23 protein-coding genes and 1 pseudogene are annotated in these 26,996 nt (G+C 66.7%); 23 read left to right on the top strand and 1 reads right to left on the bottom strand.

What is annotated here, in order from left to right; all coding sequences use genetic code 11:
• The first annotated feature begins 26 nt into the window (after window positions 1-26).
• The 12 genes from HF989_RS04910 to ffh all read left to right on the top strand — a co-directional run bounded on the left by HF989_RS04910 (window position 27) and on the right by ffh (window position 14,231).
• Complete coding sequence (locus HF989_RS04910) at window positions 27-818, top strand: DivIVA domain-containing protein (protein WP_246233805.1); 792 nt, start codon at window positions 27-29, stop codon at window positions 816-818.
• Between the two features lie 21 nt (window positions 819-839).
• The gene (locus HF989_RS04905) at window positions 840-1,376 is read left to right on the top strand and encodes a YceD family protein (protein ID WP_168684416.1); all 537 of its coding nucleotides are present in this window, start codon (window positions 840-842) and stop codon (window positions 1,374-1,376) included.
• The gene (gene rnc / locus HF989_RS04900; RefSeq protein WP_038612229.1) at window positions 1,373-2,140 is read left to right on the top strand and encodes a ribonuclease III; all 768 of its coding nucleotides are present in this window, start codon (window positions 1,373-1,375) and stop codon (window positions 2,138-2,140) included. The genes HF989_RS04905 and rnc overlap by 4 nt, the downstream gene beginning before the upstream one ends.
• On the top strand, window positions 2,133-2,954 hold the full coding sequence (gene mutM, locus HF989_RS04895; RefSeq protein WP_168684414.1) for a bifunctional DNA-formamidopyrimidine glycosylase/DNA-(apurinic or apyrimidinic site) lyase: 822 nt from the start codon (window positions 2,133-2,135) through the stop codon (window positions 2,952-2,954). Before rnc ends, mutM begins: the two co-directional genes overlap by 8 nt.
• A 22-nt stretch (window positions 2,955-2,976) precedes the next feature.
• On the top strand, window positions 2,977-3,483 hold the full coding sequence (locus HF989_RS04890; RefSeq protein WP_168684412.1) for a flavin reductase family protein: 507 nt from the start codon (window positions 2,977-2,979) through the stop codon (window positions 3,481-3,483).
• A 55-nt stretch (window positions 3,484-3,538) separates the two neighbouring features.
• Entirely contained in the window at window positions 3,539-5,047 is a 1,509-nt protein-coding gene (locus HF989_RS04885) for an alanine/glycine:cation symporter family protein (RefSeq protein WP_168684410.1), read from the top strand.
• A gap of 21 nt (window positions 5,048-5,068) precedes the next feature.
• Window positions 5,069-5,353: an acylphosphatase gene (locus tag HF989_RS04880; protein WP_168684409.1), complete on the top strand. Its 285-nt coding sequence runs from the start codon at window positions 5,069-5,071 to the stop codon at window positions 5,351-5,353.
• 28 nt (window positions 5,354-5,381) lie between these two features.
• Window positions 5,382-8,849 carry a chromosome segregation protein SMC gene (smc, locus tag HF989_RS04875; RefSeq protein ID WP_168684408.1) on the top strand — a complete coding sequence of 1,156 codons (3,468 nt, stop codon included), beginning with the start codon at window positions 5,382-5,384 and terminating at the stop codon, window positions 8,847-8,849.
• Window positions 8,850-8,887: 38 nt separating this feature from the next.
• Entirely contained in the window at window positions 8,888-10,531 is a 1,644-nt protein-coding gene (gene ftsY, locus HF989_RS04870) for a signal recognition particle-docking protein FtsY (protein WP_168684407.1), read from the top strand.
• Between the two features lie 229 nt (window positions 10,532-10,760).
• Window positions 10,761-12,179 (top strand): ammonium transporter, encoded by a 1,419-nt coding sequence (locus HF989_RS04865; RefSeq protein WP_168684405.1) that lies wholly within the window; start codon window positions 10,761-10,763, stop codon window positions 12,177-12,179.
• Between the two features lie 18 nt (window positions 12,180-12,197).
• Entirely contained in the window at window positions 12,198-12,536 is a 339-nt protein-coding gene (locus HF989_RS04860; protein ID WP_168684403.1) for a P-II family nitrogen regulator, read from the top strand.
• 78 nt (window positions 12,537-12,614) lie between these two features.
• Entirely contained in the window at window positions 12,615-14,231 is a 1,617-nt protein-coding gene (gene ffh, locus HF989_RS04855) for a signal recognition particle protein (protein ID WP_168684402.1), read from the top strand.
• Between the two features lie 148 nt (window positions 14,232-14,379).
• Here ffh and HF989_RS04850 read toward each other — a convergent pair whose 3' ends face one another.
• On the bottom strand, window positions 14,380-16,533 hold the full coding sequence (locus HF989_RS04850; protein WP_246233804.1) for an acyltransferase family protein: 2,154 nt from the start codon (window positions 16,531-16,533) through the stop codon (window positions 14,380-14,382).
• Between the two features lie 343 nt (window positions 16,534-16,876).
• On the opposite strand from HF989_RS04850, the gene rpsP reads away from it, so the two are divergent.
• From rpsP to HF989_RS04795, 11 genes and pseudogenes are all read left to right on the top strand, one after another.
• Window positions 16,877-17,374 (top strand): 30S ribosomal protein S16, encoded by a 498-nt coding sequence (rpsP, locus tag HF989_RS04845; protein WP_168684397.1) that lies wholly within the window; start codon window positions 16,877-16,879, stop codon window positions 17,372-17,374.
• Window positions 17,375-17,492: 118 nt separating this feature from the next.
• Window positions 17,493-17,993 carry a ribosome maturation factor RimM gene (gene rimM, locus HF989_RS04840; RefSeq protein ID WP_168684394.1) on the top strand — a complete coding sequence of 167 codons (501 nt, stop codon included), beginning with the start codon at window positions 17,493-17,495 and terminating at the stop codon, window positions 17,991-17,993.
• Window positions 17,986-18,816 (top strand): annotated as a pseudogene (gene trmD / locus HF989_RS04835) (tRNA (guanosine(37)-N1)-methyltransferase TrmD); the annotation flags it as partial. The gene rimM and the pseudogene trmD, both read left to right, overlap by 8 nt.
• 262 nt (window positions 18,817-19,078) lie before the next feature.
• Window positions 19,079-21,388 carry a Tex family protein gene (locus HF989_RS04830; RefSeq protein ID WP_168684389.1) on the top strand — a complete coding sequence of 770 codons (2,310 nt, stop codon included), beginning with the start codon at window positions 19,079-19,081 and terminating at the stop codon, window positions 21,386-21,388.
• A 113-nt stretch (window positions 21,389-21,501) separates the two neighbouring features.
• Window positions 21,502-21,849: a 50S ribosomal protein L19 gene (gene rplS / locus HF989_RS04825; protein WP_038612195.1), complete on the top strand. Its 348-nt coding sequence runs from the start codon at window positions 21,502-21,504 to the stop codon at window positions 21,847-21,849.
• Between the two features lie 124 nt (window positions 21,850-21,973).
• On the top strand, window positions 21,974-22,810 hold the full coding sequence (gene lepB / locus HF989_RS04820) for a signal peptidase I (RefSeq protein WP_343033550.1): 837 nt from the start codon (window positions 21,974-21,976) through the stop codon (window positions 22,808-22,810).
• Window positions 22,811-22,814: 4 nt separating this feature from the next.
• On the top strand, window positions 22,815-23,471 hold the full coding sequence (locus tag HF989_RS04815; protein ID WP_168684383.1) for a ribonuclease HII: 657 nt from the start codon (window positions 22,815-22,817) through the stop codon (window positions 23,469-23,471).
• Window positions 23,468-23,773 (top strand): DUF2469 domain-containing protein, encoded by a 306-nt coding sequence (locus HF989_RS04810; protein ID WP_038612190.1) that lies wholly within the window; start codon window positions 23,468-23,470, stop codon window positions 23,771-23,773. Before HF989_RS04815 ends, HF989_RS04810 begins: the two co-directional genes overlap by 4 nt.
• 146 nt (window positions 23,774-23,919) lie before the next feature.
• Window positions 23,920-24,300 (top strand): YraN family protein, encoded by a 381-nt coding sequence (locus tag HF989_RS04805; RefSeq protein ID WP_038612187.1) that lies wholly within the window; start codon window positions 23,920-23,922, stop codon window positions 24,298-24,300.
• Window positions 24,287-25,807, top strand: a complete 1,521-nt coding sequence (locus HF989_RS04800; RefSeq protein ID WP_168684382.1) for a YifB family Mg chelatase-like AAA ATPase — start codon at window positions 24,287-24,289, stop codon at window positions 25,805-25,807. Before HF989_RS04805 ends, HF989_RS04800 begins: the two co-directional genes overlap by 14 nt.
• Window positions 25,808-26,995, top strand: a complete 1,188-nt coding sequence (locus tag HF989_RS04795) for a DNA-processing protein DprA (protein WP_343033549.1) — start codon at window positions 25,808-25,810, stop codon at window positions 26,993-26,995.
• The last annotated feature ends 1 nt before the right edge of the window (window position 26,996 follow it).

Genomic DNA, 26,996 nt, shown 5'->3' with positions numbered 1-26,996 from the left:
GGGGCCAGCAGGTACGCTGGAGCACCATGTACCGCGTTTTCGAAGCCCTGGATGAGCTAGTTCAGACCCTGGAGCAGGCCTACGGCGTGCCGATGACCTCCAATTGCATGGTGCCCCGCAACGAGATGCTCGGGCTTCTCGACGACCTCCGGAACGCCATCCCCGTCGACCTCGACGACGCGCAGGACGTTCTGGACAAACAGGACGAGATCCTGCGGGGGGCGCAGGACCGCGCGGACGTGCTGGTCGGCACCGCGGAGGAGGACGCGGAGCGCATTCTCAGCGATGCGCACTCCGAGGCAGAGTCCATGCTCAGCGACGCGCAAGCGCAAGCCTCTGCGCTCATCACTGACGCGGAGGACGAGTCCGACAGGATGGTCACCCAGGCTCGGAACGTGGCGGATACGACCGTGGACAACGCCCAGCGGGAAGCGGACAGCATCCTCGAGTCCGCCAACGCGGAATACCAGCGCTCTGTGGACAAAGGGCTGGCGGAGCAGGAGCGACTCATCTCCGAGTCCGAGGTCATCCGCCGTGCGGACGAGGAGGCGCACCGCCTGGTGGACGACGCGTCGGCGGAGTCCAACCGCCTGCGCGCGGAGTGCGACGACTACGTGGATTCGAAGCTCGCGGAGTTCGAGGACGGCCTGCGTTCCGTCCTGCAAACCGTCTCCTCCGACCGCAGTGCGCTGCGACGCGGCGCAGGAGCCTCTGGGGCCGCCGGGCGGACCCGACGCACCGATCGTGTGGATCGCGCGCACGGTGGTGAGCGGGTGGAGTACTCCGAGCGTTCCCGCGGCTACGGCGAGGAGTACTAAACGGGGTAGTCTGTGGTCGCTATGGCTACCAATCCTTTCGTATTTGATGTCACCGACGTGCTGGGTGGGGACGGCACGCCCAAGACCGTGACACAGACGGGTCCCTCCCCGTCGCGCATTGGCCCGGAAATGATCGCCATCCCGGAAGGTCGCGAGGTTGAGGTCGAGGCCACCCTCATCCCGCTCGGCTCCGGGGTCATGGTGGATGCGACCGCGACCGCGACGCTGCAGGGCCAGTGCGTGCGCTGCTTGAAAGAGCTCACCCCCACCAAGACCCTGCGCGTTTCAGAGGTATTTTCCGCGTCCGACGACTTCATCACCGGCGACGACGAGGTGGACGAGGACCAGGGTTCCGGCGACGAGATCCGCCAGGTGGTGGACAACACCGTCGACCTCGAGCAAGCGTTCGTGGACGAGGCCGGGTTGAACTGGCCCTTCAACCCCACCTGCGAGCCGGAGTGCGCGGGCGATACGGATGTCCCGGCGCCGGACGCGGTGGAGGGCGAAGACAACGACTTGGTCGACCCGCGCTGGGCTGGCCTGGAGAAGTTCCTGTGAGCCGCTCACGCAAGCCGAAAGTCAGCGCTGACGAGCGGTGGGAGCAGGCCTTTGACGCCGTCGACCACGCGCCGCTGCTGGAACGCCTCGGCGTGGACATCGACCGCGACGGCCTGAAGCTGGCGCTGACGCACCGTTCCTTTGCCAATGAGCACGGCCACCTGCCCAACAACGAGCGCCTGGAGTTCGTCGGTGACGCGGTGCTCGGCTTGTCCGTGGCCACAAAGCTGTTTGAGCTTTACCCCTCACGGCCCGAGTCCGACTTGTCGCCGATGCGCGCCGCAATTGTGTCCCGGTACGGCCTCGCGGATATCGCCCGCGAGATCGACCTGGGCAGCCACGTGCTCATTGGCAAAGGTGAGGCCCTCACCGGCGGACGCGAGAAGGATTCGATCCTCGCCGACACCACCGAGGCCATCTTCGGCGCGATCTACCTGCAGCACGGGTTTGCCACCGCGCGCGACGTGATTCTCACGCTTTTCGACGAAAAGCTCCGCACCGCGACCGTCAGCAAGAAGCACCACGACTGGAAGACCGACCTGCAGGTCCGTCTCGCCGAGCTCAAGCTTCCCGTGGCGGAATACGTCTCACAGGCCTCGGGCCCGGAGCACGACCAGACCTTCACCGCGGACGCGCTCGTGGACGGCGTCTCCCGCGGCACGGGCACGGGGCCGAACAAGAAGCTGGCTGAGCAGGAGGCGGCCCACCAGGCTGTGCTTTTCCTGCGCGACCACGCCGCGGAGGCCGTGCGCGGGAATGCCTGAGCTACCCGAGGTCGAGGTCGTCCGCCGCGGCCTTGACGCCCACGTCTTTGGTCGCACCTTCGCGCGCGTCGAGGTGCTGCACCCCCGCGCCGCGCGCGGCAACACCGTGGACTTGGAGACCGCCCTGCCGGGCCTGACCATTACGGGCACCGGACGGCGCGGCAAATACCTGTGGCTCACGCTAAGCGACGGCGCCGCGCTGCTCGTGCACCTGCGCATGAGCGGGCAAATGCTTGTCGCGGCGCACGGCACCGTGACCTCGCCGCACCTGCGCATCCGCGCAGACATCGGGGACGCGGAGTTGGATTTCGTGGACCAGCGCACCTTTGGGTACTGGCAGTACACCCCGCTTATCGACGGCGTTCCGCAGCCCGCCCTCCACATCGCCCCCGATCCCTTCGAGGCGGAGTTCAACCTGCGCGACGCGGCCCGTGCGATGCGGCGCAGGAAGTCCCCACTCAAAAGCGTGCTGCTCAACCAGGAAGTGGTCAGCGGCATCGGCTCGATCTATGCGGACGAGGCCATGTGGGCCGCGCGGCTCAAGCCGTGGCGCAGCGCCAAGACCATGCGTCAACGCGACGCAGAGGCGGTCCTGGAGGCCGCGCGCGAGGTGATGGCCCGCTCGTTGGAACAGGGAGGCACCAGCTTCGATTCGCTGTACGTCAACGTCAACGGCGCTTCGGGGTACTTCTCGCGCTCGCTGAACGCCTACGGGCAGGCCGGCAAACCCTGCCCCCGGTGCGGGACGCCGATCGAGCGAGTGACCATCGGCGGACGCTCCAGCTACTTCTGCCCCGTCTGTCAGGTGGTGTAGCGCTGGGGTACGGTTAGGCGACATGGTTGATCAGTCAGCATTCAAGGAAGCGATGAGCCAGCTGGCTGCCGCGGTGGCGATCGTGACCACAGGCACGGCGGCAGAGCCGCACGGCACCACAGTCAGCGCGTTCATGTCGCTGTCGCTTGAGCCCCCGATGGTGCTGGTGTCGCTGGACCGGAAGTCCTCGCTGCTGGCGCAGTTGGCCGAAGGATCGTCGATAGGCATCAACGTGCTCTCGACGGAGCAAAATGTGCTGGCGCGGCGGTTCGCAGACAAGACGCTCGACCGGTTCGCGGGTGTGCAGTGGGCCATGGCGGACGGCGCGCCGCAGCTGGCGGGGGACCACACGTGGGTTGCCGGGACGGTTGCGCAGATTATCCCTGCCGGCGACCACTTCCTTGTGCTGGTGGATGTGGACGCGGCCGAGGTGAACGCGAACTGCCCGCTGTTGTACTGGCAGCGCGAGTTTGGTACCCACGGCGCGATCACGCCGGGGGAAGTGCGCCCGAAGCTGGCGGAGGGCTAGCCTCCGGCTGCGCTTCATTGTGTGAGGTGGGCAACCCGGGGATACACTGCCCGCCATGGATGCAGCCACTACTTTCGTCGAGGATTCGCTCAACGGCGTGATCTGGAACCTCGTGCCATGGTTCTTGGTCGCGGCGGGTGTCTACTTCGGCCTCCGCACACTCTTTGTCCAGATCCGCATGGTCCCGGACATGTTCAAGGCGGTCTCGGAGAGGCCTAAGGGCAAGGACCGGGAAGGACGGGACCTCGACGAGGAGTACGGCGGCCTCTCCGCCTTCAAGGCGTTCACCATCTCCGCGGCCTCGCGCGTGGGCACCGGTAACATCGCTGGCGTCGCGCTGGCGATCTCCATCGGCGGGCCGGGCGCGGTGTTTTGGATGTGGATGCTGGCGCTGCTCGGCGGAGCGACGGCGTTTGTGGAATCGACCCTGGCGCAGTTGTGGAAGACCAAGGACTCGGATGGCAACTACCACGGCGGCCCGGCGTATTACATGACGCGCGGATTGGGGTGGAAGCCGCTGGCCGTCATCTTCTCGGCGTTTTTGGCTGTCACCTACGGCTTTGTTTACAACGCCATCCAGACCAACTCGATTGCGGAGGCCGTCGGCGGATCGCTAGGCAACGATTCGGTGGCGCTCAAGGCGGTCGTCGCGGGTGTCATTGCGGTGCTCACCGCGCTCGTTATCTTCGGCGGTGTCACCCGCATTGCCTCCTGGACCCAGGTCATCGTGCCGTTTATGGCGGGTGCCTACATCCTCATCGGCATCGCGGTGGTGGTGATTAACTGGCGGGAAATCCCGGGCATGGTCGAGCTCATCGTGGGCCACGCGATCGGGCTGGAGCAGGTCGCGGGCGCGGGCGTCGGCGCGGCCTTCGCACAAGGCATGCGCCGCGGGCTGTTCTCCAACGAGGCCGGCATGGGTTCGGCGCCGAACGCGGCCGCAACCGCAACGGTGTCGCACCCGGTGAAGCAGGGCTTGGTGCAGACCCTCGGTGTGTACTTTGACACCCTGCTGGTGTGCTCGATCACTGCGTTCGTCGTCTTGCTTGGCCCGGCCGTGACCTACGGCAGGGACGACATCCAGGGTGCGTCGCTGACACAGTCCGCGTTGGCGGATTCGGTCGGCGCGTGGGGCGCCCACGCCATCACGTTAATTCTGTTCTTCCTGGCGTTCTCCTCCGTCATCGGCAACTACTACCTTGCGCAGGCGAATCTGCAGTACCTCACCGATTCCAAGGCGGCCATGACGGTATTTCGCCTCGTTGTCATCGGCTTTGTCATCTTCGGCGCGTTCGGCTCCGTACCGCTCGTGTGGGCGCTGGGCGACACGATGGCCGGCCTGTTGGCCATTTTCAACATCATCGCCATCGTGCCGCTCGGTGGCGTGGCGCTGAAGCTGCTGAAGAACTTCAATGAGCAGCGACGCCAGGGCGTGGACCCAGTGTTCCACCGCGACATGCTCCCGGAGATCGCGAACGTGGAGTACTGGGACGGGTCTGACCCGGTGACGCGCCGCAGCGAGGAGGACCGCATCGCCATTCGCCAGGACTACGACCGTCGCTAGTCCCAGCTACGCTTGGGCGGCATGGCAACAACGCGCATGACTGCTCACGTCCGTGGCCACGTTCAGGGTGTGGGGTTCCGCTGGTGGACCCGCTCCCGCGCCCTCGAGCTGGGTTTGGCCGGCTACGCGAAGAACCTTGCCGACGGCAGGGTTGAGGTGGTTGCGGAGGGGGCCGAAGGTGACGTCGAGAAGCTGAGGCAGCTGCTGGAGGAAAAGCCTTCAACCGCGGGGCGCCCCGGCAGTGTGGAGCACGTGCAGGCGCAGTACGGCGAGCCGAAGGGTGCTGCGGGGTTCGACGAGCGCTAAACGCTCTCAAGCCGGTAACATCCACAAAATGCACCTCAAATCGCTGACGCTCAAAGGATTCAAGTCCTTCGCGTCGGCGACCACGATGAAGTTTGAGCCCGGCATTTGCGCCGTGGTGGGGCCGAACGGCTCTGGCAAGTCCAACGTGGTGGATGCGCTCGCGTGGGTGATGGGTGAGCAGGGCGCGAAGAACCTGCGCGGCGGCAAAATGGAAGACGTCATCTTCGCCGGCGCCGGCGGGCGCAAGCCGCTGGGGCGCGCGGAAGTGACGCTCACCTTCGACAACACCGACAAGCGGCTACCCATCGATTACACGGATGTGGCCATTACCCGCCGCATGTTCCGCGACGGCGCCTCCGAGTACGAAATCAACGGCTCCAAGGCGCGCCTGATGGACATTCAGGAGCTTCTGTCGGATTCGGGCATCGGCCGCGAGATGCACATCATCGTCGGGCAGGGCAAGCTCTCCGAGATCCTGGATTCGCGCCCCGAAGAGCGCCGCGCGTTCATCGAGGAGGCCGCGGGTGTGCTCAAGCACCGTCGCCGCAAGGAAAAGGCGCAGCGCAAGCTCAGCGGCATGCAGGCGAACCTGGATCGCCTCACCGACCTCACCGAGGAGCTGGGCAAGCAGCTTAAGCCGCTGGCGCGCCAGGCCGAGGCCGCCAAGCGCGGCGCGGCGGTCCAGGCGGAGCTGCGGGATGCGAAACTCAAGCTCGCCGGCGACCAAGTTGTGCGGCTGCGCGCCACGTTTGCCGACGCCGAGCGCGCCGCTGAAATGCTGGCGGAGCAGGTCGAGACCGTCAACGCGACGCTGGAAACCGCGGTGGATGGACTGGAGGCCTTAGAGGCCCGCCAGCACGAGCTGCAGCCGCAGGCTGAACAGGCGCAGCAACTCTGGTTCTCGCTGTCTACCCTGGCCGAGCGCGTCAGCGCGACCCAGCGCATCGCCTCGGAGCGCGCGCGGAACTCGAACGCCTCGGTGCCGTACTCGGGCCAGAATCCGGATGAGCTTGAGGCGCGGGCCTCGCTTGCGGACGAGCGCTACGCAGAAGCCCTCGAGGCGGCCGAAGAAGCCGCCGAGAAGTTGGAGGCCATCCGCGAGGAAGTCGCCGAGCGGCAGGAGGCGTTTGACGAGGCCGAGCGCGAACACATGGCCCAGGTGCGCGCGATTGCGGACCGCCGCGAGGGCGTGGTGCGGCTGATCGCGCAGGAAGAATCGCAGGCGGCCGCAGTTGAGGCGGCCGGGGCGGAGGTCCGCCGCCTGGAAGAAACCCTCGCGGAGACCAAGGAGCGCGCCCGCCAGGCCGCAGCCGAGGTGGTGGAAGTGGAGGAGCGCATCGCACACGTCGAGGCGGAGCGCTCGCCTCTCGACGACGCATTCGCCCGTGCCCACACCGAGTCCGACGCCGCCGACAAGCGCCTAGACCAGCTGCGGGCGCAGCAGCGCGAGCACGAGCGCGCGGTGGCCACGCTGCAGTCACGCATTGACACGCTGGCTGAGCAGGCACCGAAGCGCACGGCGCAGGAGGTTGTGGAGGATTTCCCGGTGCTTGCCGGACTTATCACGGTGGAATCCGGCCTGGACCGGGCTGTGTCGGCTGCGCTCGGGCAGCATGCGGAGGCGCTAGCCGGCGACGTGTCGGAGGAGGCGGTCGAGGCTCTGGCGTCGGCGGCCCGGACCGTTGTCGTCGAGCCCCGGGGCGGGACCACCTGGCGCCTGGACGTCGACGGCGATATTGACTGGCTGCTGGACCATATGGAGCTGGACGCGTCGGTAGTTGGCCCGGTGACGCGCCTGCTCGCCGACGTGGTGCTCGCCCCCGACGTCGCGGCGGCCCGCGCTGCCGTGGGGCAGGATGCGCGGCTTCGTGCCGTCACGCCCGACGGTGTGCTGGTGGGCGAGGGCTGGGTCGCGGCTGGAACCGGTCAAACCTCTACCGTCGAGGTCGCCGCGCGCATCGAGGCGGCTCGGAGCGAACTCGCCGACGCGCAGCAGCGGCTCGACGAGCTGGCCGGCACGCTCGAAGGCGCGACCGTGGCTGCCGACGAAGCGCGCGTCAACGCCGCCTCCGCCAAGGCCGCCCTGCGCGAGCACGACACGGAGTTGGAATCGTGGCGCCGCGACCGTGCCCGCCTGGCGAAGCAGGCCGAGGCTAACAGGACGGAACACGAGCGCGCCGCGGCTCGGGCGAACGAGGCGGACGCTCGATTGGCGCAGCGCCGCGCGGAGCTGGAAGAAACACGTGACCGCCTCACCCGCGTGGACACCGATGTGGCGGCATCGCCGGAGGAGCCCTCGACGCAGCAGCGCGATCATGCCCGCAGTGCGTTAAATCAGGCCAAGTCGCTGGAGATGGAGGCCACGTTATCTTCCCGGACCGCGCAACAGCGCGCGGAGGCGGAAGCGGGCAGGGGTGACGCGTTACGCCGCCAGGCAGAAGCGGAGCGACAGGCCAAGGCACGCCACGACGCCGCGATGGCTCGGCGCCGGGCGGAGGCGGAGCTGGCCGGCGCCGTCGAGAAGCACGCGCGCGATCTCGTCGCCCGCATCGAGGATGCGCTTGCCCGAGCCACTGCGCAGCGCGACGAGCTGACCTCGCAAGTGAGCAGCCTGCAAGGGAAGGTGCAGCAAGCGCGCCAGCAGGTCAACGCCACCCGGCAGCAGTTGGCGCGACTGACCGATAGCGCCCACCAGTCCGACATCGCCCGCTCGCAGGCGCAGGTGCGCATCGACGAAGCGGAGGCGAACGTCACCTCGTCCCTCGGCATCGCGGTGTCCGACCTGCTCGCGGACTACACCCCGGGCGACGACTTTGACCGCGCGGCCGAGCAAGCCAGGTTGAAGCGGGCAGAAAAGGACCTGCGGGCGCTGGGCAAGGTCAACCCGCTCGCGCTGGAGGAGTTCAAGGCGCTGGAGGAACGCTACACGTTTTTGAGCACCCAGCTCGACGACGTCATCCAAGCACGGAAAGACCTCACCGGGGTCATTGAAGACGTGGACGCGCAGATTCTGCAGCTGTTCACCGATGCGTGGGCGGATGTGGAAGCGGAGTTCCCGCGCGTGTTCCAGACCCTGTTCCCCGGCGGCGAGGCCCGCCTCGTGCTCACCGAGCCGGACGACATGCTTACCACCGGCATCGAAATAGAGGCCCGGCCGCCGGGCAAGCGCGTCAAGCGCCTGTCCTTGCTCTCCGGCGGGGAGAAATCGCTCACGGCGCTCGCTTTCTTGGTGGCGATCTTCCGCGCGCGCCCCAGCCCGTTCTACGTGCTCGACGAGGTGGAGGCAGCGCTTGACGACGTCAACCTCCGGCGCCTCATCGCCCTGCTGGAGGAACTGCGCCGGGATTCCCAGCTCATTGTGATCACCCACCAAAAGCCCACCATGGACGTAGCGAACGTGCTCTACGGCGTGACCATGCGCGGCGACGGCGTCACGCGGGTGCTCTCCCAGCGCATGCAGCCTGCGGGGGCAGCTCCGGGAGCCGAAGCGACGTAGCGCAGCCCCGTGTCGGCGCGGCTGGCACACTAGTGGGTATGAACACCACTGTCCTATGGATTGTCATTGCGGTCATCGTCATCGCGCTGATCATTGCCGGCATCGTCGTGGCCGGGAACAAGCGCAAAGCGTCGAAGACCGTCTCGTTTGAAAAACCCGAGGAGCCGAAGCAGCTCACCCAGCAGGAGAAGTCGGGCAACTACCAAGCGAAGGGTGGCTTCAACTTCGCGCAGGTGGACGCCCAGCCGAAGCAGCCAGAGCCAATTCGGCGCGAGCGGCCGGCGTCTGCGTCTGCCGCCGCGCCCTCCGCTGGGGCTGCTGCTCAGTCCGACGCACAGCAAGAGAGCGTGATTGAACGGGCCATCGGGCAGGACGAGGCGCAACATGCTCCCGTCCAGGAGGAAGCGAAGGCAGAACCGTCGGCAGAGCCTGCGGAGCCCGTCGAGAAGCCCGAGGCGACCCGAGCCGCAGCTGACGAGGAGCTGCAGGCGCAGGAAGAGGAGCTGCCGGTGGCGGAGGACGTCGCCGAGCCTGCTGAACCTGCCGAGCCAGCAGAAAGCGCACCGGTCGAGGTGGAGCCCGTTGCGGAGGATCCCGCAAGTGAGGAGCCCACTGCGGAGGAGGCAGAGGCGGAAGAAGCGGCGGTCGCCGCTGCAGCCGCCGCCGTGAAGAGCGCTGAAGAAGCCCGCGAGACCGGGGCGCCGGTCTCCGACGATGCCGTCATTGTCGAGGCCCCTTCCGAGGAGCCGCTGGATCAGATCGAGCCGGCCGCGGGGCGCATTGGCAAACTGCGAGGGCGCCTGTCCCGCTCCCAGAACGCGATCGGCCAGGGCCTGCTGGGCATCCTCACCGCCGGTGACCTCGATGAGGACGCCTGGGAGGAGATCGAGGACACGCTGATCATGGCAGACCTGGGCGCAGACTTGACCATGAAGGTCACGGAATCTCTGCGCGAGAAGATCGCCGAGCGCGGCGTGGAGACGGAGGAAGAGGCACGCGCGATGCTGCGCGAGACCCTCATTGAGGCCGCTCGCCCCGATCTCGACCGATCCATCAAGGCCATGCCGAACGACGGCAAACCGGCGGTGATCCTCGTCGTGGGCGTGAACGGCACCGGCAAGACCACCACTACCGGCAAGCTGGCCCGCGTGTTGGTGTCCATGGGCCACTCGGTTGTCCTCGGCGCGGCCGACACCTTCCGCGCTGCGGCGGCGGACCAGCTGGAGACGTGGGGCAAGCGCGTCGGCGCCTCCACCGTGCGCGGCAAGGAAGGAGCGGATCCGGCCTCCGTCGCCTTCGATGCCGTCGCAGCCGGTGTCGCGGAGGGCGCCGACGTCGTGCTCGTCGACACCGCGGGCCGCTTGCACACCTCCACTGGCCTGATGGACCAGCTGGGCAAAGTGAAACGCGTGGTGGAAAAGAAGAGCAACGTCGACGAAGTGCTGCTGGTGCTCGACGCCACCGTCGGTCAGAACGGCATCATGCAGGCGCGTGTGTTCCGCGAGGTCGTCGATATCACCGGCGTCGTGTTGACCAAGCTCGACGGCACCGCGAAGGGCGGCATTGTCTTCCAGGTGCAGGAGGAGCTCGGCGTGCCGGTGAAGCTCGTGGGACTCGGCGAGGGGGCGGACGACCTCGCGCCGTTTGAGGTGGAAAGCTTCGTGGACGCCCTACTGGGGTAGGGGGGCAGAACACGGCCGTAGAGACGCGGCCCGGTCGAGCGTGGCACGCTGCCACGTTTGGCTGGGCCGCGTTTTTGTTCCGCGGCGCCACGCATCTATGGCCTTCGTCACATCTATGAACTTTTGTGCCCGAGCGGATACCTGACGGTTTACAGTTACCGCAGTCGATTTCAATAGATCGACAGGTAGAAAATATCCAGGGAAATCGAAGCGGAAAGAGGTGAGGAATGTGGGCGTAGATGAAGTAGCGGCTGCATCCGGAAACGCGAGTTGGATGTTGGTCTCGGCCTCGTTGGTGCTGCTGATGACGCCGGCGCTGGCGTTCTTTTACGGAGGAATGACCTCGCGCCGCAGTGTGCTGAACATGATGATGATGTCGTTCACGGCGTTGGGTGTCGTGGGGGTCGTGTACGTGCTGTGGGGCTGGTCGATGTCGTACGGAACGCAGTCGCTCGGAGGGGTAGTGGGCAACCCGTTCCAATTCTTCGGACTGCGGGATTCGATCGTGGATGCAGACGGTAACTACGTTGCCGGCAAGAACGGCTACGCCAATGTCATCGACATCGGTTTCCAGATGACCTTCGCCGCGATTTCGACCGCGATCATCTCCGGCGCGATCGCGAGCCGGGTGAAGATCGGGGCGTGGATCGCCTTCGCCGCCGCGTGGACGACGTTCGTGTATTTCCCGCTCGCCCACATGGTGTGGGGCGGCGGGCTGCTCAGCGGGGCGACGGACTCGATCGCCGCGAAGATGTTCGGCGCGGGCGACGACGAGGCACTGATCGCGCCGATCGACTTCGCCGGCGGCACGGTCGTGCACATTTCCGCGGGTGTCGCGGCGCTCGTTCTAGCCCTCGTCATCGGTAAGCGTCAAGGGTTCCCGCAGACGAACTCGCGGCCCCACAACCTGCCGTTGGTCATGCTCGGCACCGCGCTGCTGTGGTTTGGGTGGTTCGGGTTCAACGGCGGTTCGGCGCTCGCTGCTGACGGCCTCGCGGGCCTCGCGTGGCTGAACACCGCAGTGGCTGCGGCGGCGGCGATGCTCGGGTGGCTGTTTGTCGAGCGGCTCAGGGACGGTGCCGCGACGACGCTCGGCGCATCATCCGGCGTGGTCGCCGGGCTGGTCGCCATCACACCGGCGGCAGGGGCGCTCTCTCCGCTGACCTCGATCGTCCTCGGAGCCATTGGCGGCATCCTCGCCTGCTACGGGGTCGGTCTGAAGTACCGGTTCAACTACGACGACTCGCTCGACGTCGTCGGCGTCCACCTCGTCGCGGGTCTGTGGGGCACTATCGGCCTGGCCTTCTTCGCCAACGACCGCGGCATCCTCACCGGCGGCGGCGCGGACGGGTTCCGCCTGCTCGCGGTGCAGACGGTGATCGCGCTGTGCGCGGTGGCCTTCGCGGGTGTGGTCACCTACCTCATCGCCCGATTGATCGGGGCGACGATCGGGTGGCGCGTGTCCAAGGAGCACGAGTTTGAGGGGGTGGATTACTCGGTCCACCGCGAGACCGCCTACGACGTGGGCGGGCCAGGATTACGCCCGGGCGGCGTGCCGGCGGGCAACGCCTCGGCCGCGCAGCTCGGCCTCAACGAGGCGCGGGCCCAGCACGGGCACGAAGACGGAACGACGTCGCAAAGCAACTAACCCGAAAGGAGTAGGACAATGAAGCTTATAACCGCAGTAATCCAGCCGTTCACGCTCGGGGATGTGCGCGAAGCGCTCACCGCGGTCGGGGTCAGCGGCATCACGATGACCGACGCGCAAGGCGCCGGCCGCCAGATCGCGAGCGTTGAGTACTACCGCGGCACGAGGTACTCGTCCGCCTTCGTGCAGAAAGTGAAGGTGGAGGTGCTGGTCACCGATGAGCAGGAGGACGCCGCGATCGACGCCATCTTGCGCGCGGCCTATACCGGCGAGGTCGGGGACGGAAAGATCTGGGTCAGCGACGTTAGCCGCGTCGTCCGGGTGCGCACCGGCGAGCGAGACGACGAAGCTATCTAGGGGACGCGGATGTGTCCCGTTGTGCTCGGACGCGTTAGGCTTGTGCGGACGTATTGAGCTACAGAGGGAGTGCACACCGTGTTCGAGTCACTGTCCGACCGCCTCCAATCAGCCCTCGGCGGCCTGCGCGGCAAGGGCAAACTCACCGAAGAAGACATCAACGCCACCGCACGCGAAATCCGTCTCGCGCTGCTGGAGGCGGACGTGTCGTTGACGGTCGTACGAGCGTTTATCAAGCGCGTGAAGGAGCGCGCGCTCGGCGCCGACGTCTCCGCAGCGCTGAACCCTGCGCAGCAGGTGATCAAGATCGTCGACGAGGAGCTCACCAACATCCTCGGCGGCGAAACGCGCCGGCTGAACATGGCGAAGAACCCGCCGACGGTGATCATGCTGGCGGGCCTCCAGGGCGCGGGTAAAACCACCCTCGCCGGGAAACTGGCGAAGCACCTTTCCAAGCAGGGGCACACCCCGATGCTCGTCGCGTGCGACCTGCAGCGCCCGGGTGCGGTGCAGCAGCTGCAAATCGTCGGTGAGCGCGCAGGCGTGCCGACGTTCGCGCCGGACCCGGGAACGTCCCTGGATTCGTTCGACCACGAGATGGGCACCTCCCACGGCGACCCGGTCGCGGTGGCGCAGCAGGGCATCGAGTATGCCAAGCAGCAGAAGAACGACGTGGTGATCATCGATACCGCCGGCCGCCTCGGTATCGACGACACGCTGATGACGCAGGCCCGCAACATCCGCGACGCGGTGAACCCGGACGAGGTCCTTTTCGTCATCGACGCCATGATCGGTCAAGACGCGGTGAAGACCGCAGAGGCGTTCGCCGAGGGCGTGGACTTCACCGGCGTGGTGCTGACCAAGCTGGACGGCGACGCACGCGGCGGTGCGGCCCTTTCCATCCGCGAGGTCACGGGCAAGCCGATCCTGTTCGCCTCCACCGGCGAAAAGCTGGAGGACTTCGATGTCTTCCACCCTGAGCGTATGTCCAGCCGCATCCTGGGCATGGGCGATTTGCTCTCGCTTATCGAGCAGGCAGAGCAGACCTACAACGAGCAGGACGCCGAGGCAGCGGCGAACAAGCTGGCCTCCGGCGAACTCACGCTCGAAGACTTCCTTGATCAGCTGCTGATGATCCGCCGCATGGGGCCGATCGGCAACCTGCTGAAGATGATGCCGGGCGGCAAGGCCATGAACGAGATGGCCGACATGGTCGACGAGAAGCAGCTCGACCGCATCCAGGCAATCATCCGCGGCATGACCCCGGAAGAGCGCCGGGATCCGAAGATCCTCAACGCGTCTCGCCGCAAGCGCATCGCTAACGGCTCCGGCGTGAAGGTCGCCGACGTCAACCAGCTGGTGGAGCGCTTCTTCGAGGCGAAGAAAATGATGGGACAGATGGCCAGCCAGTTCGGCCTGAGCGGGATGCCCGGCATGGGCGGCCGCTCGGCGACGAAGAAGAAGCCGAAGGGGCGCAAGGGCAAGAACGGCAAGCGTAAGGCACCGAAGCGCGGCGGCGGAATGCCGGGAATGCCCAAGATGCCGGGGATGCCTGGGATGCCGGGCGGGATGCCCGACCCGAAGGAGCTGGAGAAGCTGCAGCAGCAGTTACCGGCAGGCATGCAGGGGATGGATTTGAACAACTTGGATTTCGACGAAGCAATGAAGCGCATGCAGAAGGGCAAGTTCTTCTAGTCGTCTTCCCTAGCGGGGGGCTTACCCAGGCCTGCCGTTCTGAATCCAGCTAGTAGGACCCAGCTATCCGGCCAAAAACCGCAAGATAGCTGGGTCCATGAAGCTGGATCTGGCGAGCCCGCGGTCAGCGCGTGTGGGTGGGCCGGGTTTAGGGGGTGGCCGGAGGGGCGTCGGTAAGCGAGAGCTCCGCGAAGATGGGGGAGAGCACATCCCACAGCAGCGGGGCGAGCGACTCGGCGTAGGCGTTGGAGATGTGGTTCTGGTCGCGGTAGATGTAGACGTTGCCGATCTGCGGCGGGCAGACGCCGTCCGGGCAGTACCAGCCGGCGGTGTCAATCTCCCACTGGTTGAAGCTGCCGTCTAGGACCTCCGCGGCCGGGTCCTGGGGGGCGTAGATCATCTCCGCGGGCATGGAGCAGGCGTATTCCGGGTAGCCCATGACGATGCAGATGTTGGGGTCCATGGGGTCGCCGTCGGGGTTGAACATCCACGGGTTGTCGCGCAGACCCACGAACGGGATGCCCAAATCCGAGAGTCGCTGCCAAAGCTGGATGTAGGCGTCCGGGGCATAGTCCGCAGACGCGACACCCTGGCCAGCGAAACCGACTGGCCGGGTGGAGGTGGAGATCACCATGTCCGGCTCGAGGTCGATGATTTCCTGCAGCGCGTTTTCGCCCCACTCAGCGCATACGGGCGAGACGATCTCGTTGGCCGGGTTTCCTGGCCCTCCCACAACCAGTGGACACTCCTGGCGCACGAAGGTGGCGATCTTGAAGTGGTGCTCTCGGCCCAGCTGATCGAGGGGGATGATAAACGGCTCGATGTGGGAACCTCCGGCGAGCACGACCGTGGTGTCCGCGTCGAGGTCGCCGTAGACACAGTCGGGGCCGGGCATGACATCGGGGCCTTCGGGCAGGAAGATCATGCAGTCCTCTTTCCCGATAGGTGGGAAGATTCCCGCGATGAGGTTCGGGTTCGGTCGTGCCTTCCTGTCCGGCACCTCCGCGCCCTGCAGCGCGCGGGCGCCTGGGTAGCGCTCCGGGTCCAGCGACCTCTCCTCACGGTCAACGCGGTGTTCCCAGTACGGCTGCACGGCCAGGGCGGTGGCGAACAGTGCGCCCGCCAGCACCCCACCCACCGCGCGGGCGGCGCCCGGCACGGTGCGCAGCGACGCTTTCGCGTCCGCAACCGGGTCGTCGTCCCCGCGTGGGCGCGGGCGGTGCTGGCGCAGCGGCTCTTCCACCAGCGTGTGGGTCACATGGGCGAGGCAGAGGGACACGAGGATGACCAGTGCACCCAGCCAAGCTGGCGGGGTGGCGTAGCCGCCGATGACGGTGACCAGAATGAGCAGAGGCCAGTGCCACAGGTAGAGCGAATACGCCACCGAGCCCAGCCACGTCATGGGGGCGGAGGCCAGGACGCTGGAGACCGGATTCGCGTTTCCAGACAGGATCACCAGCGCGGCGCCGGTGAGCGGGATCAAGGCCACGGGGCCTGGGAACGCGAGCGACGTGGGCACAATCAGGCCGGTTACGGCGATGAGCGCCACGCCCAGCAGGGAGGTCAGCCACGCGGTGGTTTGAGGCAGGAAGCGGTGAGCCGGCACGAACGCGAGCAGCGCGCCCAGCGAGAGCTCCCAGGCGCGGGAGAAGGTGGAGTAATAATTCTCGCCCGTTCCCTCCAAGCCGAAGCGCGACGCCCAGGCGAAAGACGCAACGGTAATCGCCGCCAGTACCGTGATCGCGGCGCGACGGGCGTAGACCGGATTCGCACGCAGCTTCACCACCGCAACGGCGACGAGCCAGCCCATCGCGATGCCAAACACGTAGAACTGCCCCTGCACCGACATGGACCACAGGTGTTGCAGCGGGGATGTGTCCTGGCTTGCCGCTGCGTAGTCTGCGTTTTGTGCCACGAGCTCCCAGTTTTGGAAGTACAGCATCGAGGCGGTGACTTGGCGGGCCAGCTGGGGGTTCATCAACTCGGGGGCGACCGCCAAGACAAGGGCTATGACGACAACCACCACCAGCGCAAGCGCGGGCACCAATCTGCGAATGGTGCGCCACAACGGCCACCAGGGGTTCAGGTTGGGGTTGGGGCGCAGCGCGTAACGCAGCTGGCCGCCGAGGAAGAAGTACCCCGAAAGCAGAAGGAATACGTCCACGCCACCGGAGACCCGGCCGACGAAGACGTGGAACACAACCACCAACGCGATCGCGAACCCGCGCAGCCCGTCTAAGTCGACGCGGTAGGCGGAAGAGCCTTTTACCGACCGCGGTGCGGGCACTGCTGTCGTCGTCAACCGCGTCTCCAACCTGTCACTTCCGTTCATCGGCAACTTACGTCACAAACGAATATTGACCCTACCGCCCCGCCCACGCGGGGCCGAACTGACATACCCGCTGGTTTTGGTCTGCAGGTGTGGCCCGCGTAAAGTGTCACAGGTTGTCGGGCGCCTTGCGTTGCGCCGGGCACGACAAGTCCATAACTGCGTACGCGCCGGATCCGTCTGCACCCAGCGAGGGAGAACCTCACCGGGAAGGTCGCCCGGCCAGGCACGCGCAGGGTAAATAAAAAGGGTTGAACCGGCTCGTCGACAAGCGGCGAGTGTCTGTACTGCCCAGTGACCTACAAGGAAGTACACCATGGCTGTAAAGATCAAGCTGCAGCGCGTTGGCAAGATCCGCAACGCGCAGTACCGCGTTGTCATCGCGGATGCCCGCACCCGCCGCGACGGTGCCGTCATCGAGAACATCGGCATCTACCACCCGAAGGAGGAGCCGTCGCTCATCCGCATCGATTCCGAGCGCGCTCAGTACTGGCTCGGCGTTGGTGCCCAGCCGACCGAGCCGGTGCTCGCGCTGCTGAAGGTGACCGGCGACTGGCAGAAGCACAAAGGCCTCGACGGCGCTGAGGGCACCCTGAAGGTGGCCGAGGAGAAGCCTTCCAAGCTCGACCTGTTCAACCAGGCGCTGGAAGAGGCCAAGAATGGCCCGACCGCTGAGGCCATCACCGAGAAGCGCAAGAAGGCCAAGGAAGAGGCTGAGGCGAAGGAGGCCGCCGACGCGGCTGCAGCCGCCGAGGCTGAGGCCGCTGAGGCTGAGGGTGAGTCCGCCGACGCAGAGGCGTCCGAGGAGAACTAGGCGCCCTTTGCCTATCGACGCCACCCCCGTTCCGCGCGCAACGTGCGGAACGGGGGTTTTGCGTTGGAGCACCCGAGCGCTGCGGGATAGGCGCGCGGGCCTGCTACCGTAGCCACTCATGGAGTTGCAGATTGGCCGAGTGGTCAAGTCCCACGGCGTGAAGGGTGAAGTTGCCGTCGAGTTGCTGGCGGACGAGTCGGAAGAGCACATTGTCCCCGGCGCTGTGCTCACCGGCCGTCAGGCTGGCAAGGAGCGGCAGCTCACGGTGAAGACGGTGCGCCCCCACCAGCAGCGCCTCCTGGTCACCTTCGAGGAAGTGCCGGACCGGACTGCAGCCGACAGTTTGCGCGGGATGAAGTTCGCGGCCGAGCCGCTGGATCGAGATGACGACTCGGAGGGGTACTACAACCACGAACTCATCGGGCTTCGCGTGCGCCACGACGGCGACGAAGTGGGCGAGGTCACCGGCGTGATGGACACGCCGAACCGGAAGATCCTGGAGATCGATTACCGCGGCAAAGAGGTGCTCGTCCCGTTTGTTATGGACTTCGTGCCGGAGCTCGACGTGGAGGAGGGCTTCCTCACCATCACCCCGCCGGAGGGCCTGCTGGATGTCTAGCCTGCGCCTCGACGTCATCACCATATTCCCCGAATACCTGGACCCGCTGCGGCACGCGCTGCTGGGCAAGGCGATCGAGCAAGGGATCCTTGCCGTCGGCGTGCACGACCTGCGCGACTGGGCCACAGGGAACCACAAGTCCGTGGACGCCCCGCCGCTCGGCGGGGGCCCAGGCATGGTGATGAAGCCCGAGGTGTGGGGGCCTGCGCTTGACGACGTCGCCACGGGCCGCGCCGGAACCGATCTCGAGTCTGCAGCGGCGCACCGCAACGACAAGCCGCGCCACGACGAGGTGCATGCCGTCGCGCCCCGGCCGTACGACGGTGGGGAAGACACCTCGAAACCGCTGCTGATTGTGCCGACCCCGGCCGGCAAGCCGTTCACCCAGGCGGACGCGCAGGCGTGGTCGCGCGAGGAGCACATCGTGTTCGCGTGCGGGCGCTACGAGGGCATCGACCAGCGCGTGTTCGAGGACGCCGCAAAGCGCTACCGGGTGCGCGAGGTCTCCATCGGCGATTACGTGCTCATTGGCGGCGAGGTCGCCGTCTTGGTGATCGCGGAGGCCGTCACGCGCCTCATCCCGGGCGTGTTGGGCAACACCGAGAGCCACGAGGACGACAGCTTTTCCGACGGGTTGCTCGAAGGGCCGAGCTACACCAAGCCACGGGTGTGGCGAGGGATCGAGGCACCGGCGGTGCTCACGTCCGGCGACCACGCCAAAGTTGCGACGTGGCGGCGCGAACAGTCCCTGAAACGCACCCGTGACGTGCGCCCGGATCTGCTGGAGGCAACGCCCCTCAGCGACGAGGACCGTTTCATGCTGGATGCCCGCGAGGTGGTCACGACGGTCAGGGTGGATGGGGCGAAGCGCGTCGTTATCAAGCAGCTGCGCCGGGCCTTGAAGCAGGCGGGTTACCGCGCCCCGGAGATCGCCCTTGAGGGCGACACCCTCACCGTTACCGGACGCACCGCGCTCGCGCTCGAGGAGGCGACACGGGCGGTGGAAAAGGCGCTGCCGCCTGGGATGTATCGCTCCGGGAGCACGGTGCAGGTTTAGCCTGACGCCGCCGACTACACTCGCCCGAATGACATCAATCGCAGCCACCATCGCGAAAGAACTACAGGTGCGGGACAGCCAGGTCGAGCAGGCGCTGAAGTTGCTGGCCGAGGGCAACACTGTCCCGTTCATCGCCCGCTACCGCAAGGAAGCCACGGGCGGCCTCGATGACGCGCAGCTGCGCCACATCGAGGAGCGCAACACCTACCTGGTTGAGCTTGCGGAGCGGAAGCAGGCGGTGCTGGAAAGCATTGAGGCGCAGGGCAAACTCACCGATAAGCTTAAGCGCGAGATCCTCGCCGCCGATTCCAAGGCGCGCGTGGAAGACCTCTACCTGCCCTACAAAAAGCGGCGCAAGACGAAGGCGGACGTCGCGCGCGAGGCAGGACTTGAGGCGTTGGAGCAGCAGCTTATCGACGACCCTTCGGCGTCCCCCGAAATCCTGGCCGAAGCCCACCTATCGGAAGGCTTCCCGGATGCGAAATCCGCGCTCGAGGGCGCCCGCGCCATCCTGGTGGACCGCTTCGCCACTGACGCGGACTTGGTCGGTGAGGTGCGCGACCGCGTTTATAAGCAAGGCACCATGCGTTCTACGGCCGTGGAAGGCAAGGAAACTGAGGGAGCGAAGTTCGCGGACTACTTCGAGTTTTCGGAGCCGTTTGCAAACCTCCCGAGCCACCGCATCCTTGCGCTCCTGCGCGGCGAGGCCGAGGGCGTGCTGACCTTGGACATGGATCCCGGCGACGAGGCCGTGTACGAGGGCTTGATCGCGGAACGCTTCGATCTGCCGGTCAAGGAGTCGGAGTGGCTGGCCAAGGCCGTGCGCTGGGGGTGGCGCACCAAGCTCCAGGTTTCCGCGAACCTGGACACGCGCATGCGGCTGAAGGAAAAGGCGGAGGAGGGTGCGCTGCAGGTGTTCAAGACCAACCTGTGCGACGTGCTGCTCGCCGCCCCGGCCGGCCAGCGAGCCACCCTGGCGTTGGACCCCGGCTACCGCAATGGCGTGAAGTGCGCGGTAGTGGACGAGACCGGCAAGGTGCTGGCGACCACCATCGTCTACCCGCACCAGCCGCAGAACCGCTGGGACGCCTCGCGCGCGGAGCTGGCGTCGCTCGCGGCGGAGCACGGCGTGGAGCTGATTGCCGTGGGCAACGGCACGGCGTCGCGCGAATCGGAGAAGCTCGCCGGCGAGGTGGCGGACCTCATCGCCGAGGCGGGCGGGAAGCGCCCCACCCCGGTGGTCGTGTCCGAGTCGGGCGCGTCGGTGTATTCCGCCAGCGCGATTGCGGCCGAGGAGTTCCCGGATATGGACGTTTCGCTGCGCTCAGCGGTGTCCATCGCGCGCCGTTTGCAGGACCCGCTGGCGGAGTTGGTGAAGGTGGATCCGAAATCCATCGGTGTGGGCCAGTACCAGCACGACGTGAACCAGACCGCGCTGGCGCAGACGCTGGATGCGGTGGTGGAGGACGCGGTGAACTCCGTCGGCGTGGATGTGAACACCGCCTCCGCGCCGCTGCTTGAGCGCGTCGCAGGGCTCTCCGGCACGGTGGCCAAGAACATCGTCGCCTACCGCGACCAGAACGGCCGCTTCACCACCCGCAAAGAGCTGGGCAAGGTGCCGCGCCTCGGGCCCAAGGCGTACGAGCAGGCCGCGGGCTTCCTGCGTATCCGGGGCGGGGCGAACCCGCTCGACGGCTCTGCAGTCCACCCGGAGGCGTACCCGGTGGTGGAGCGCGTCGCCCAAGCAACGGGCCTAAGCACGGAGCAGCTCATCGGCAACACCGCGGTGCTGTCGAAGCTCGCGCCGGCGGACTTCGCGGACGGCCAGTTCGGTGTTCCCACCGTCACCGACATCCTCGCGGAGTTGGACAAGCCCGGCCGCGACCCGCGCCCGGAGTTCAAAACCGCCGAGTTCAAAGAGGGCGTCAATGAGGTGAAAGACTTACAGCCCGGCATGATCCTGGAGGGCACGGTGACCAACGTCGCCGCGTTCGGCGCGTTCGTGGACGTGGGTGTGCACCAGGACGGGCTTGTCCACGTCTCGGCGATGAGCCACAATTTTGTTTCCGACCCGCACGAGGTGGTGCGCTCCGGCCAGGTGGTGAAGGTGAAGGTCATGGACGTCGACGTGCAGCGCCAGCGCATCGGCCTAAGCCTGCGCCTCGACGACGAGCCGGGCCAGCCCGCCCCGAAGAAGGGGAGAGCGGAGCGAGGCGGCAAGAACGGTGGCAAGAACCATGGCCGGGGCGGTGGCCGGCGACAGGGCGCGCCGGAGGGGCGTCGCCAAGCATCCGGCTCCATGGCGGACGCGCTCAAGCGCGCCGGATTTGGGAACTGACCGGCGCGTATGTAACATTTGCCGGGTTGTTGTAATCGACACGAACCGGCCGAGCGCCCCGCAGGGGAAGTGCCGCCAGGGTCCTCTGTCCGAACACGTAAAGGATTGCTTTCATGAGCAACGGCATCATTGATCTTGTCGACGCAGGCCAGCTGCGCGACGACATCCCGGATTTCCGCCCGGGCGACACCCTCGACGTCCACGTCAAGGTGATCGAGGGTTCTGTTACCCGTACCCAGGTCTTCACCGGCTTCGTGGTCCGCCGTCAGGGCGACGGCATCCGCGAGACCTTCACCGTGCGCAAGGTCTCCTTCGGCATCGGCGTTGAGCGTACTTTCCCGGTGCACTCCCCGAACCTGGAGAAGATCGAGGTTGTCCGCAAGGGCGACGTCCGCCGCGCGAAGCTGTACTACATGCGCGAGCTGCGCGGCAAGGCTGCCCGCATCAAGGAGCGCCGCTAGTTCTGCGCCGCCCCCGCGCCCCGTCCGAGTCGTATCGGGTGGGGCGCTTCGCTTGTCTTTGCACCATGCCCGCGCCATGTCCCAGCGTGCTGGGGCGCGCCCGGGCGGTGCTAACGTATCCCGGGTGACCAACGTGAACGGACCCGCAGGCGGGCAGCAGCCCAACCAGCCTGCACAGCCCCACAACCCTTACGCGCAACAGCGGTACGCGCCTGCGCAGCCCGCTCGAGCGGGGCGCATACCGGCGGGGACGCAGGAAGAGAACAAGGAACTTCCTTGGTATGTGGAAATTCCGGTGGTGGTGGTGCTGACGCTGCTGATCATGTTTGTGATCCAGACGTTCATCGGCCGCCTCTACGTCATTCCGTCCGCCTCCATGGAGCCCACGCTGCACGGGGAGAACGGCTCGGGCGACCGCATTTTCGTGGAGAAGGTCAGCTACTACTTCTCCGACCCGGAGCCGGGCGATGTCATCGTGTTCGCCGGCACGGATTCGTGGAACACGGGCTTTGACTCCAACCGGTCTTCCAACCCAGTCGTGCGCGGGATGCAAGAAGTCGGCTCCTGGGTCGGGCTGGTGCCGAAAGACGAGAACACGCTGGTGAAGCGTATTATCGCCACCGGCGGTCAAACCGTGTCCTGCCAGGCGGGGGATCCCGCCGTGATGGTCGACGGCAAACCGATCGACCAGTCCTACACACTGCAGCCGAACTTCTACCCGGTGGATCAATCGCAAGGGTCCGACGCCTGCGGTGGCCCGTACTTCGGCCCCGTGACGGTGCCGGAAGGCCACTACTTCATGATGGGCGACAACCGCACCAACTCGCTCGACTCGCGCGCGCACATGGGCGACGAGCTCCAGGGCACCATCCCGGAGGAAAACATCCGCGGCAAAGTCAAGGCTGTAGTCTTCCCGCTCAGCCGCATGCAGGGTGTCGACGACCCGGACATCCAGCAATGATGCTGTGCGCCGCTTAAAGCAGCTGCGCACCTACGAGGTCGCGTTAGAAAAGGCGGGCCTCGGGCCGGTGGCAGGGGTGGACGAGGCCGGCCGCGGGGCCTGTTTCGGCCCCATCACTATCGCCGCGTGCGTGCTGCCGCCAGCGCCGCAGCGCGCGCTGGAGGGCCTAACGGACTCAAAGAAACTCACCGCGCGAAAGCGCAGCCTGCTTTTCGACGCGCTGGTCGATACCGCGCTCGCGTACTCCGTCGTGCACATTCCGGCGGCCGAGATAGACCGCCGAGGCATCCAGGCGGCCAACCTTGACGGCGCGCGCCGCGCAATTTCGGGCCTCTCCGTGCAGCCGGGCTATGTGCTTGTCGACGCGTTCCGTATCCCCGGCCTGGTCGCACCCCAGCTGCCGGTGGTGGGCGGAGACTACACCGCCCGCTGCATCGCCGCCGCCAGCGTGCTGGCCAAGGTGAGCCGTGACCGGCTGGTTAGCGAAATGGCCGAGCGCTTCCCCGAGTACGGCCTGGAGGGGCATAAGGGCTATTCAACGAAGGCGCACATGGACGCGGTGCGCCGCCACGGCGCGAGTCCCGAGCACCGCTATAGTTATGCGAACGTCAGGGACGCTGACGTCTTCTACTCGCAGTCCAGCATGAAGGGGCACGCATGAGCGCAGAGGATCTTGACAATTACGAGGCGGACGTCGAGCTTTCCCTCTACCGCGAATACCGCGACGTAGCCAGCCAGTTCTCCTACGTGGTGGAAACCGAGCGGCGTTTCTACCTGGCCAACGGCGTCAAGCTCATCCCGCACACCGAGGGTGGGGACGTGTACTACGAGGTCTTGATGTCGGACGCCTGGGTGTGGGACATGTACCGCGCGGTGCGCTTCGTGCGCTACGTCCGGGTAATCACCTACAAAGACGTCAACATCGAGGAACTGGACAAGCCCGAGCTGACCTTCCCGGAGTAAGTACCCGGAGTCAGTACAGGGAACAAACGGCGGGGTAGCGGACGAGCCGGAACGCGGCAGATTTCCCTGTCGGCGGAACCGCCACGGTGCTTCCGAAGTCTGATAGAGGACCGATTCTTGGAACTCTAAGACACGCGGGAGGGACCATGCAGGTGGATTACCAGGCCCAATACGAGCTGGGCCGCGCAGGGGAGCGGGCTGCGATCAGGTGGTACGAGGATGAGGGGTACACCCTCCTCGGGCACCGGCAGCGAATGCGGGCGGGGGAGATCGATGCCGTCGTTGAAGACGACGACGGCACGGTCGTCTTCGTGGAGGTGAAGTCGCGCCGCGGCAGCGCGTTCGGCGCAGCTGAGGCGGTGACAACGAAGAAGCTGGCCACCATGCGCAGGTGCGCGGCCCAGTGGCTCGAAGAGCACTGCGCAGACGCGTATCGGCCGGTCCGTTTCGACGTGGTCGAGGTGGTCTTCGCGGGCGAGGATTACATCCTGCGGCGCTACCCGGGGGTCGAAGATGGCGCTTGCTAGCACGGTGAGCGCGACCGTGGAGGGCGTCACCGCACGCCTGGTCACGGTGGAGGCAAACGTCGGCGCCGGCCTGCCGGGGATGCACATGGTGGGCCTGGGCGACGCGGCGGTGAAGGAATCCCGTGAGTGCATCCGCACCGCGATTGCGAACTCGGCGCTGCCGTGGCCGCGCACGAAGATCATGGTGTCGCTCTCGCCGGCGCACCTGCCCAAGGCGGGCTCGCACTTCGACCTTCCAATCGCGCTGGCGGTGCTGGGCAGCCTGGACCCGCGCGCGGAACGGGTGCTCAGGGCAACGATGTTCTGCGGCGAGCTCGCCTTGGACGGCACGTTGCGACGGGCCGAAGGCGTGCTCCCGATGCTGCTCGCAGCCCTGCACGACGCTGACAATGCCGTGGACACGATCGTCGTGCCGCGCGCCAATGCCGCCGAGGCGGCGCTGCTGGGCAGAAGCAACGTGCTCGTGGCAGATTCGCTCAAGCATGTCTGGGAGTGGGTGACAGGGGCCGTCCAGCTGGACGTGGCCTCGGCGCCGGTGCGCGAGGCGACACAGGTCGCCGTGCCCGACTTCTGCGATCTCGCCGGGATGACCGAGGAACGCGAGGCGCTTGAGGTCGCCGCCGCGGGCGGCCACCATGTCATGATGATCGGCCCACCCGGATCCGGAAAGTCCATGCTGGCAGAGCGCCTGCCATCGGTTCTGCCGGACCCCACGGTCGAGGAGGTGGTGGAAGTCACTGCCATCCACTCCGCTGCGGGCATCTCTGGGGGAGACGTCGTCGACGCGCGGCCGTTTGTCGCGCCGCACCCGTCCCTCACGCGCGCGGCGCTGATCGGCGGGGGCAGTGGCACGCCGACGCCCGGGGCGGTGAGCCAGGCGCACCGCGGGGTGCTCTTCCTCGACGAGGCGTCGGAGATCCAAGCGCACGTGCTCGATTCCCTGCGTATCCCGTTGGAAAAGCGAGAGGTGAGGCTCACTCGCGCCCGCCGCGAGGTGGTGTACCCGGCAGATTTCCAGCTGGTGCTGGCTGCCAACCCGTGCGCTTGCCAGCGGATCGAGGGGCGCTGCACGTGCAGTTCTCCGCAACGGGCGCGGCACCTGAGCAACATCTCGGGCCCGCTGAGGGATCGCATCGACGTGTTCCTCACCACCTCGGCCGAGGCGTCGGTACTCAGCCCCAAAGATGCGGAGCCGTCCAGTGCGATCGCGCGGCGGGTGGTGGCCGCCCGGGAACGCGCGGCGGCCCGCTGGGCGCAGGCAGGGCTCGCGGAGTCCGTGAACGCGCGCGTCCCGGCGACGCTGATCAGGCGGCACTTCCCGGCGCGGGAATCGGCGATGGCGCTGCTGGAATCTTCCCTCTCGGAGGGGACGATCACGCAGCGTGGCGCGGATAAGTGCCTGAAGCTCGCCTGGACGCTCGCGGACCTGGAGCAGGCGGACCAGCCGGACATCGACCATGTTTACCGCGCCGTGGACATGCGCGCGAACCCGCAGGAGGTGGCCTAAGTGTCTGCGCCAGAATCCTGGGCCTACCTCAGCCGTGTGGTCGAGGGACCCTCGCACCACATCCAGGCACTGCTCAGCATGGGAAAATCCGCGGACGAGATCGCGCACGGTGTGCGCACCCGCGCCACCTGGATCGGCGGCCTGCTCGCGCAGACTGAAAACCGCTTCACCTGGGACCGGCCCGCCGAAGATATCGAGCGCGCGGCCGAAGCGGGCTTCACGCTGCTCACGCCGGATAGCGCGCAGTGGCCCGCGGACGCCATCGAGCGCTCGTTCGCCCGCCAGCAGACTGGCGCGGCCGCCAAGGTCAGCCACCAGCCGGACGGGATCGCCCCGCACGCGCTGTGGGTGCAGGGGAACCCCAACCTCGCGGGGCTGCTCGCGCATTCGGTCGGCGTCGTGGGCACGCGCCACGCAACCAAATACGGTCACGCGGCCACCAAAGACCTGGTCACCGGATTGGGCGGGCACAGGTACACGATCGTCTCCGGCGGGGCACTGGGCATTGACACCGTCGCGCACCAAACGGCGCTCGACGTGCAGACGCCCACTATCGTGGTCGCCGCGTGCGGGCCGGGGGAGCACTACCCGCGCTCCAACAAAGCGTTGTTTGAGCGCATCGTGGCCAGCGGGTCTGCCATCGTGACGGAGTATCCGTTCGGCACCACGCCTGACCGGCACCGCTTCCTCACCAGAAACCGTCTGGTTGCGGCGCTGACCCTCGGTACCGTGCTGGTGGAAGCGCCGTTTCGCTCCGGGGCGCTCAACACCTTGAAGTGGGTCAACACGTTTAACCGGAAAGCCATGGCGGTGCCGGGCCCGATCACCGACGCGCAGTCGCTCGGTGCCAACTTGGCTATCCAGCGAGAAGAAGCGCTGATGGTGCTCAACGCCGGCCAGGTGCACGAGCAGCTCACGGCGGTCGGAGAGTTCGATGCCGACGAGCAGCTGGAAATGCAGTTCCCGCCGAGCGTGACGCAGCAGCTTTCCCGCAATGAGCTGCGCGTGTACGACGCGCTTCCGCCCGTGGGCCAACAGGGCCGCGAGGCTGAGGAGGTTGCCGCGGACTCCGGGCTCACCATCGCGCTGACGGTGCACATCCTCATGGATTTGTCGCAGCGTGGGTTAGTGGAGCGCGACCGGCGTCGCTGGTCGCGGGCAGAGCAGCTGGCTGTGGGAGGGGAGTAAG

This window comes from Corynebacterium mucifaciens, from assembly GCF_012396315.1.
GTDB classification, from domain to species: Bacteria; Actinomycetota; Actinomycetes; order Mycobacteriales; family Mycobacteriaceae; genus Corynebacterium; species Corynebacterium mucifaciens.
The sequence above is the reverse complement of the archived record's forward strand: the minus strand, read 5'-3'. Positions and strand labels throughout refer to the sequence as shown.

Bases quoted from the DNA above. Each gene is read 5' to 3' on its own strand.
- HF989_RS04910 (WP_246233805.1), top strand. From the start codon at position 27: ATGTACCGCGTTTTCGAAGCCCTGGATGAGCTAGTTCAGACCCTGGAG.
- HF989_RS04905 (WP_168684416.1), top strand. From the start codon at position 840: ATGGCTACCAATCCTTTCGTATTTGATGTCACCGACGTGCTGGGTGGG.
- mutM (WP_168684414.1), top strand. From the start codon at position 2,133: ATGCCTGAGCTACCCGAGGTCGAGGTCGTCCGCCGCGGCCTTGACGCC.
- HF989_RS04890 (WP_168684412.1), top strand. From the start codon at position 2,977: ATGGTTGATCAGTCAGCATTCAAGGAAGCGATGAGCCAGCTGGCTGCC.
- HF989_RS04885 (WP_168684410.1), top strand. From the start codon at position 3,539: ATGGATGCAGCCACTACTTTCGTCGAGGATTCGCTCAACGGCGTGATC.
- HF989_RS04880 (WP_168684409.1), top strand. From the start codon at position 5,069: ATGGCAACAACGCGCATGACTGCTCACGTCCGTGGCCACGTTCAGGGT.
- smc (WP_168684408.1), top strand. From the start codon at position 5,382: ATGCACCTCAAATCGCTGACGCTCAAAGGATTCAAGTCCTTCGCGTCG.
- ftsY (WP_168684407.1), top strand. From the start codon at position 8,888: ATGAACACCACTGTCCTATGGATTGTCATTGCGGTCATCGTCATCGCG.
- HF989_RS04860 (WP_168684403.1), top strand. From the start codon at position 12,198: ATGAAGCTTATAACCGCAGTAATCCAGCCGTTCACGCTCGGGGATGTG.
- rpsP (WP_168684397.1), top strand. From the start codon at position 16,877: ATGGCTGTAAAGATCAAGCTGCAGCGCGTTGGCAAGATCCGCAACGCG.
- rimM (WP_168684394.1), top strand. From the start codon at position 17,493: ATGGAGTTGCAGATTGGCCGAGTGGTCAAGTCCCACGGCGTGAAGGGT.
- HF989_RS04830 (WP_168684389.1), top strand. From the start codon at position 19,079: ATGACATCAATCGCAGCCACCATCGCGAAAGAACTACAGGTGCGGGAC.
- rplS (WP_038612195.1), top strand. From the start codon at position 21,502: ATGAGCAACGGCATCATTGATCTTGTCGACGCAGGCCAGCTGCGCGAC.
- HF989_RS04810 (WP_038612190.1), top strand. From the start codon at position 23,468: ATGAGCGCAGAGGATCTTGACAATTACGAGGCGGACGTCGAGCTTTCC.
- HF989_RS04805 (WP_038612187.1), top strand. From the start codon at position 23,920: ATGCAGGTGGATTACCAGGCCCAATACGAGCTGGGCCGCGCAGGGGAG.
- HF989_RS04800 (WP_168684382.1), top strand. From the start codon at position 24,287: ATGGCGCTTGCTAGCACGGTGAGCGCGACCGTGGAGGGCGTCACCGCA.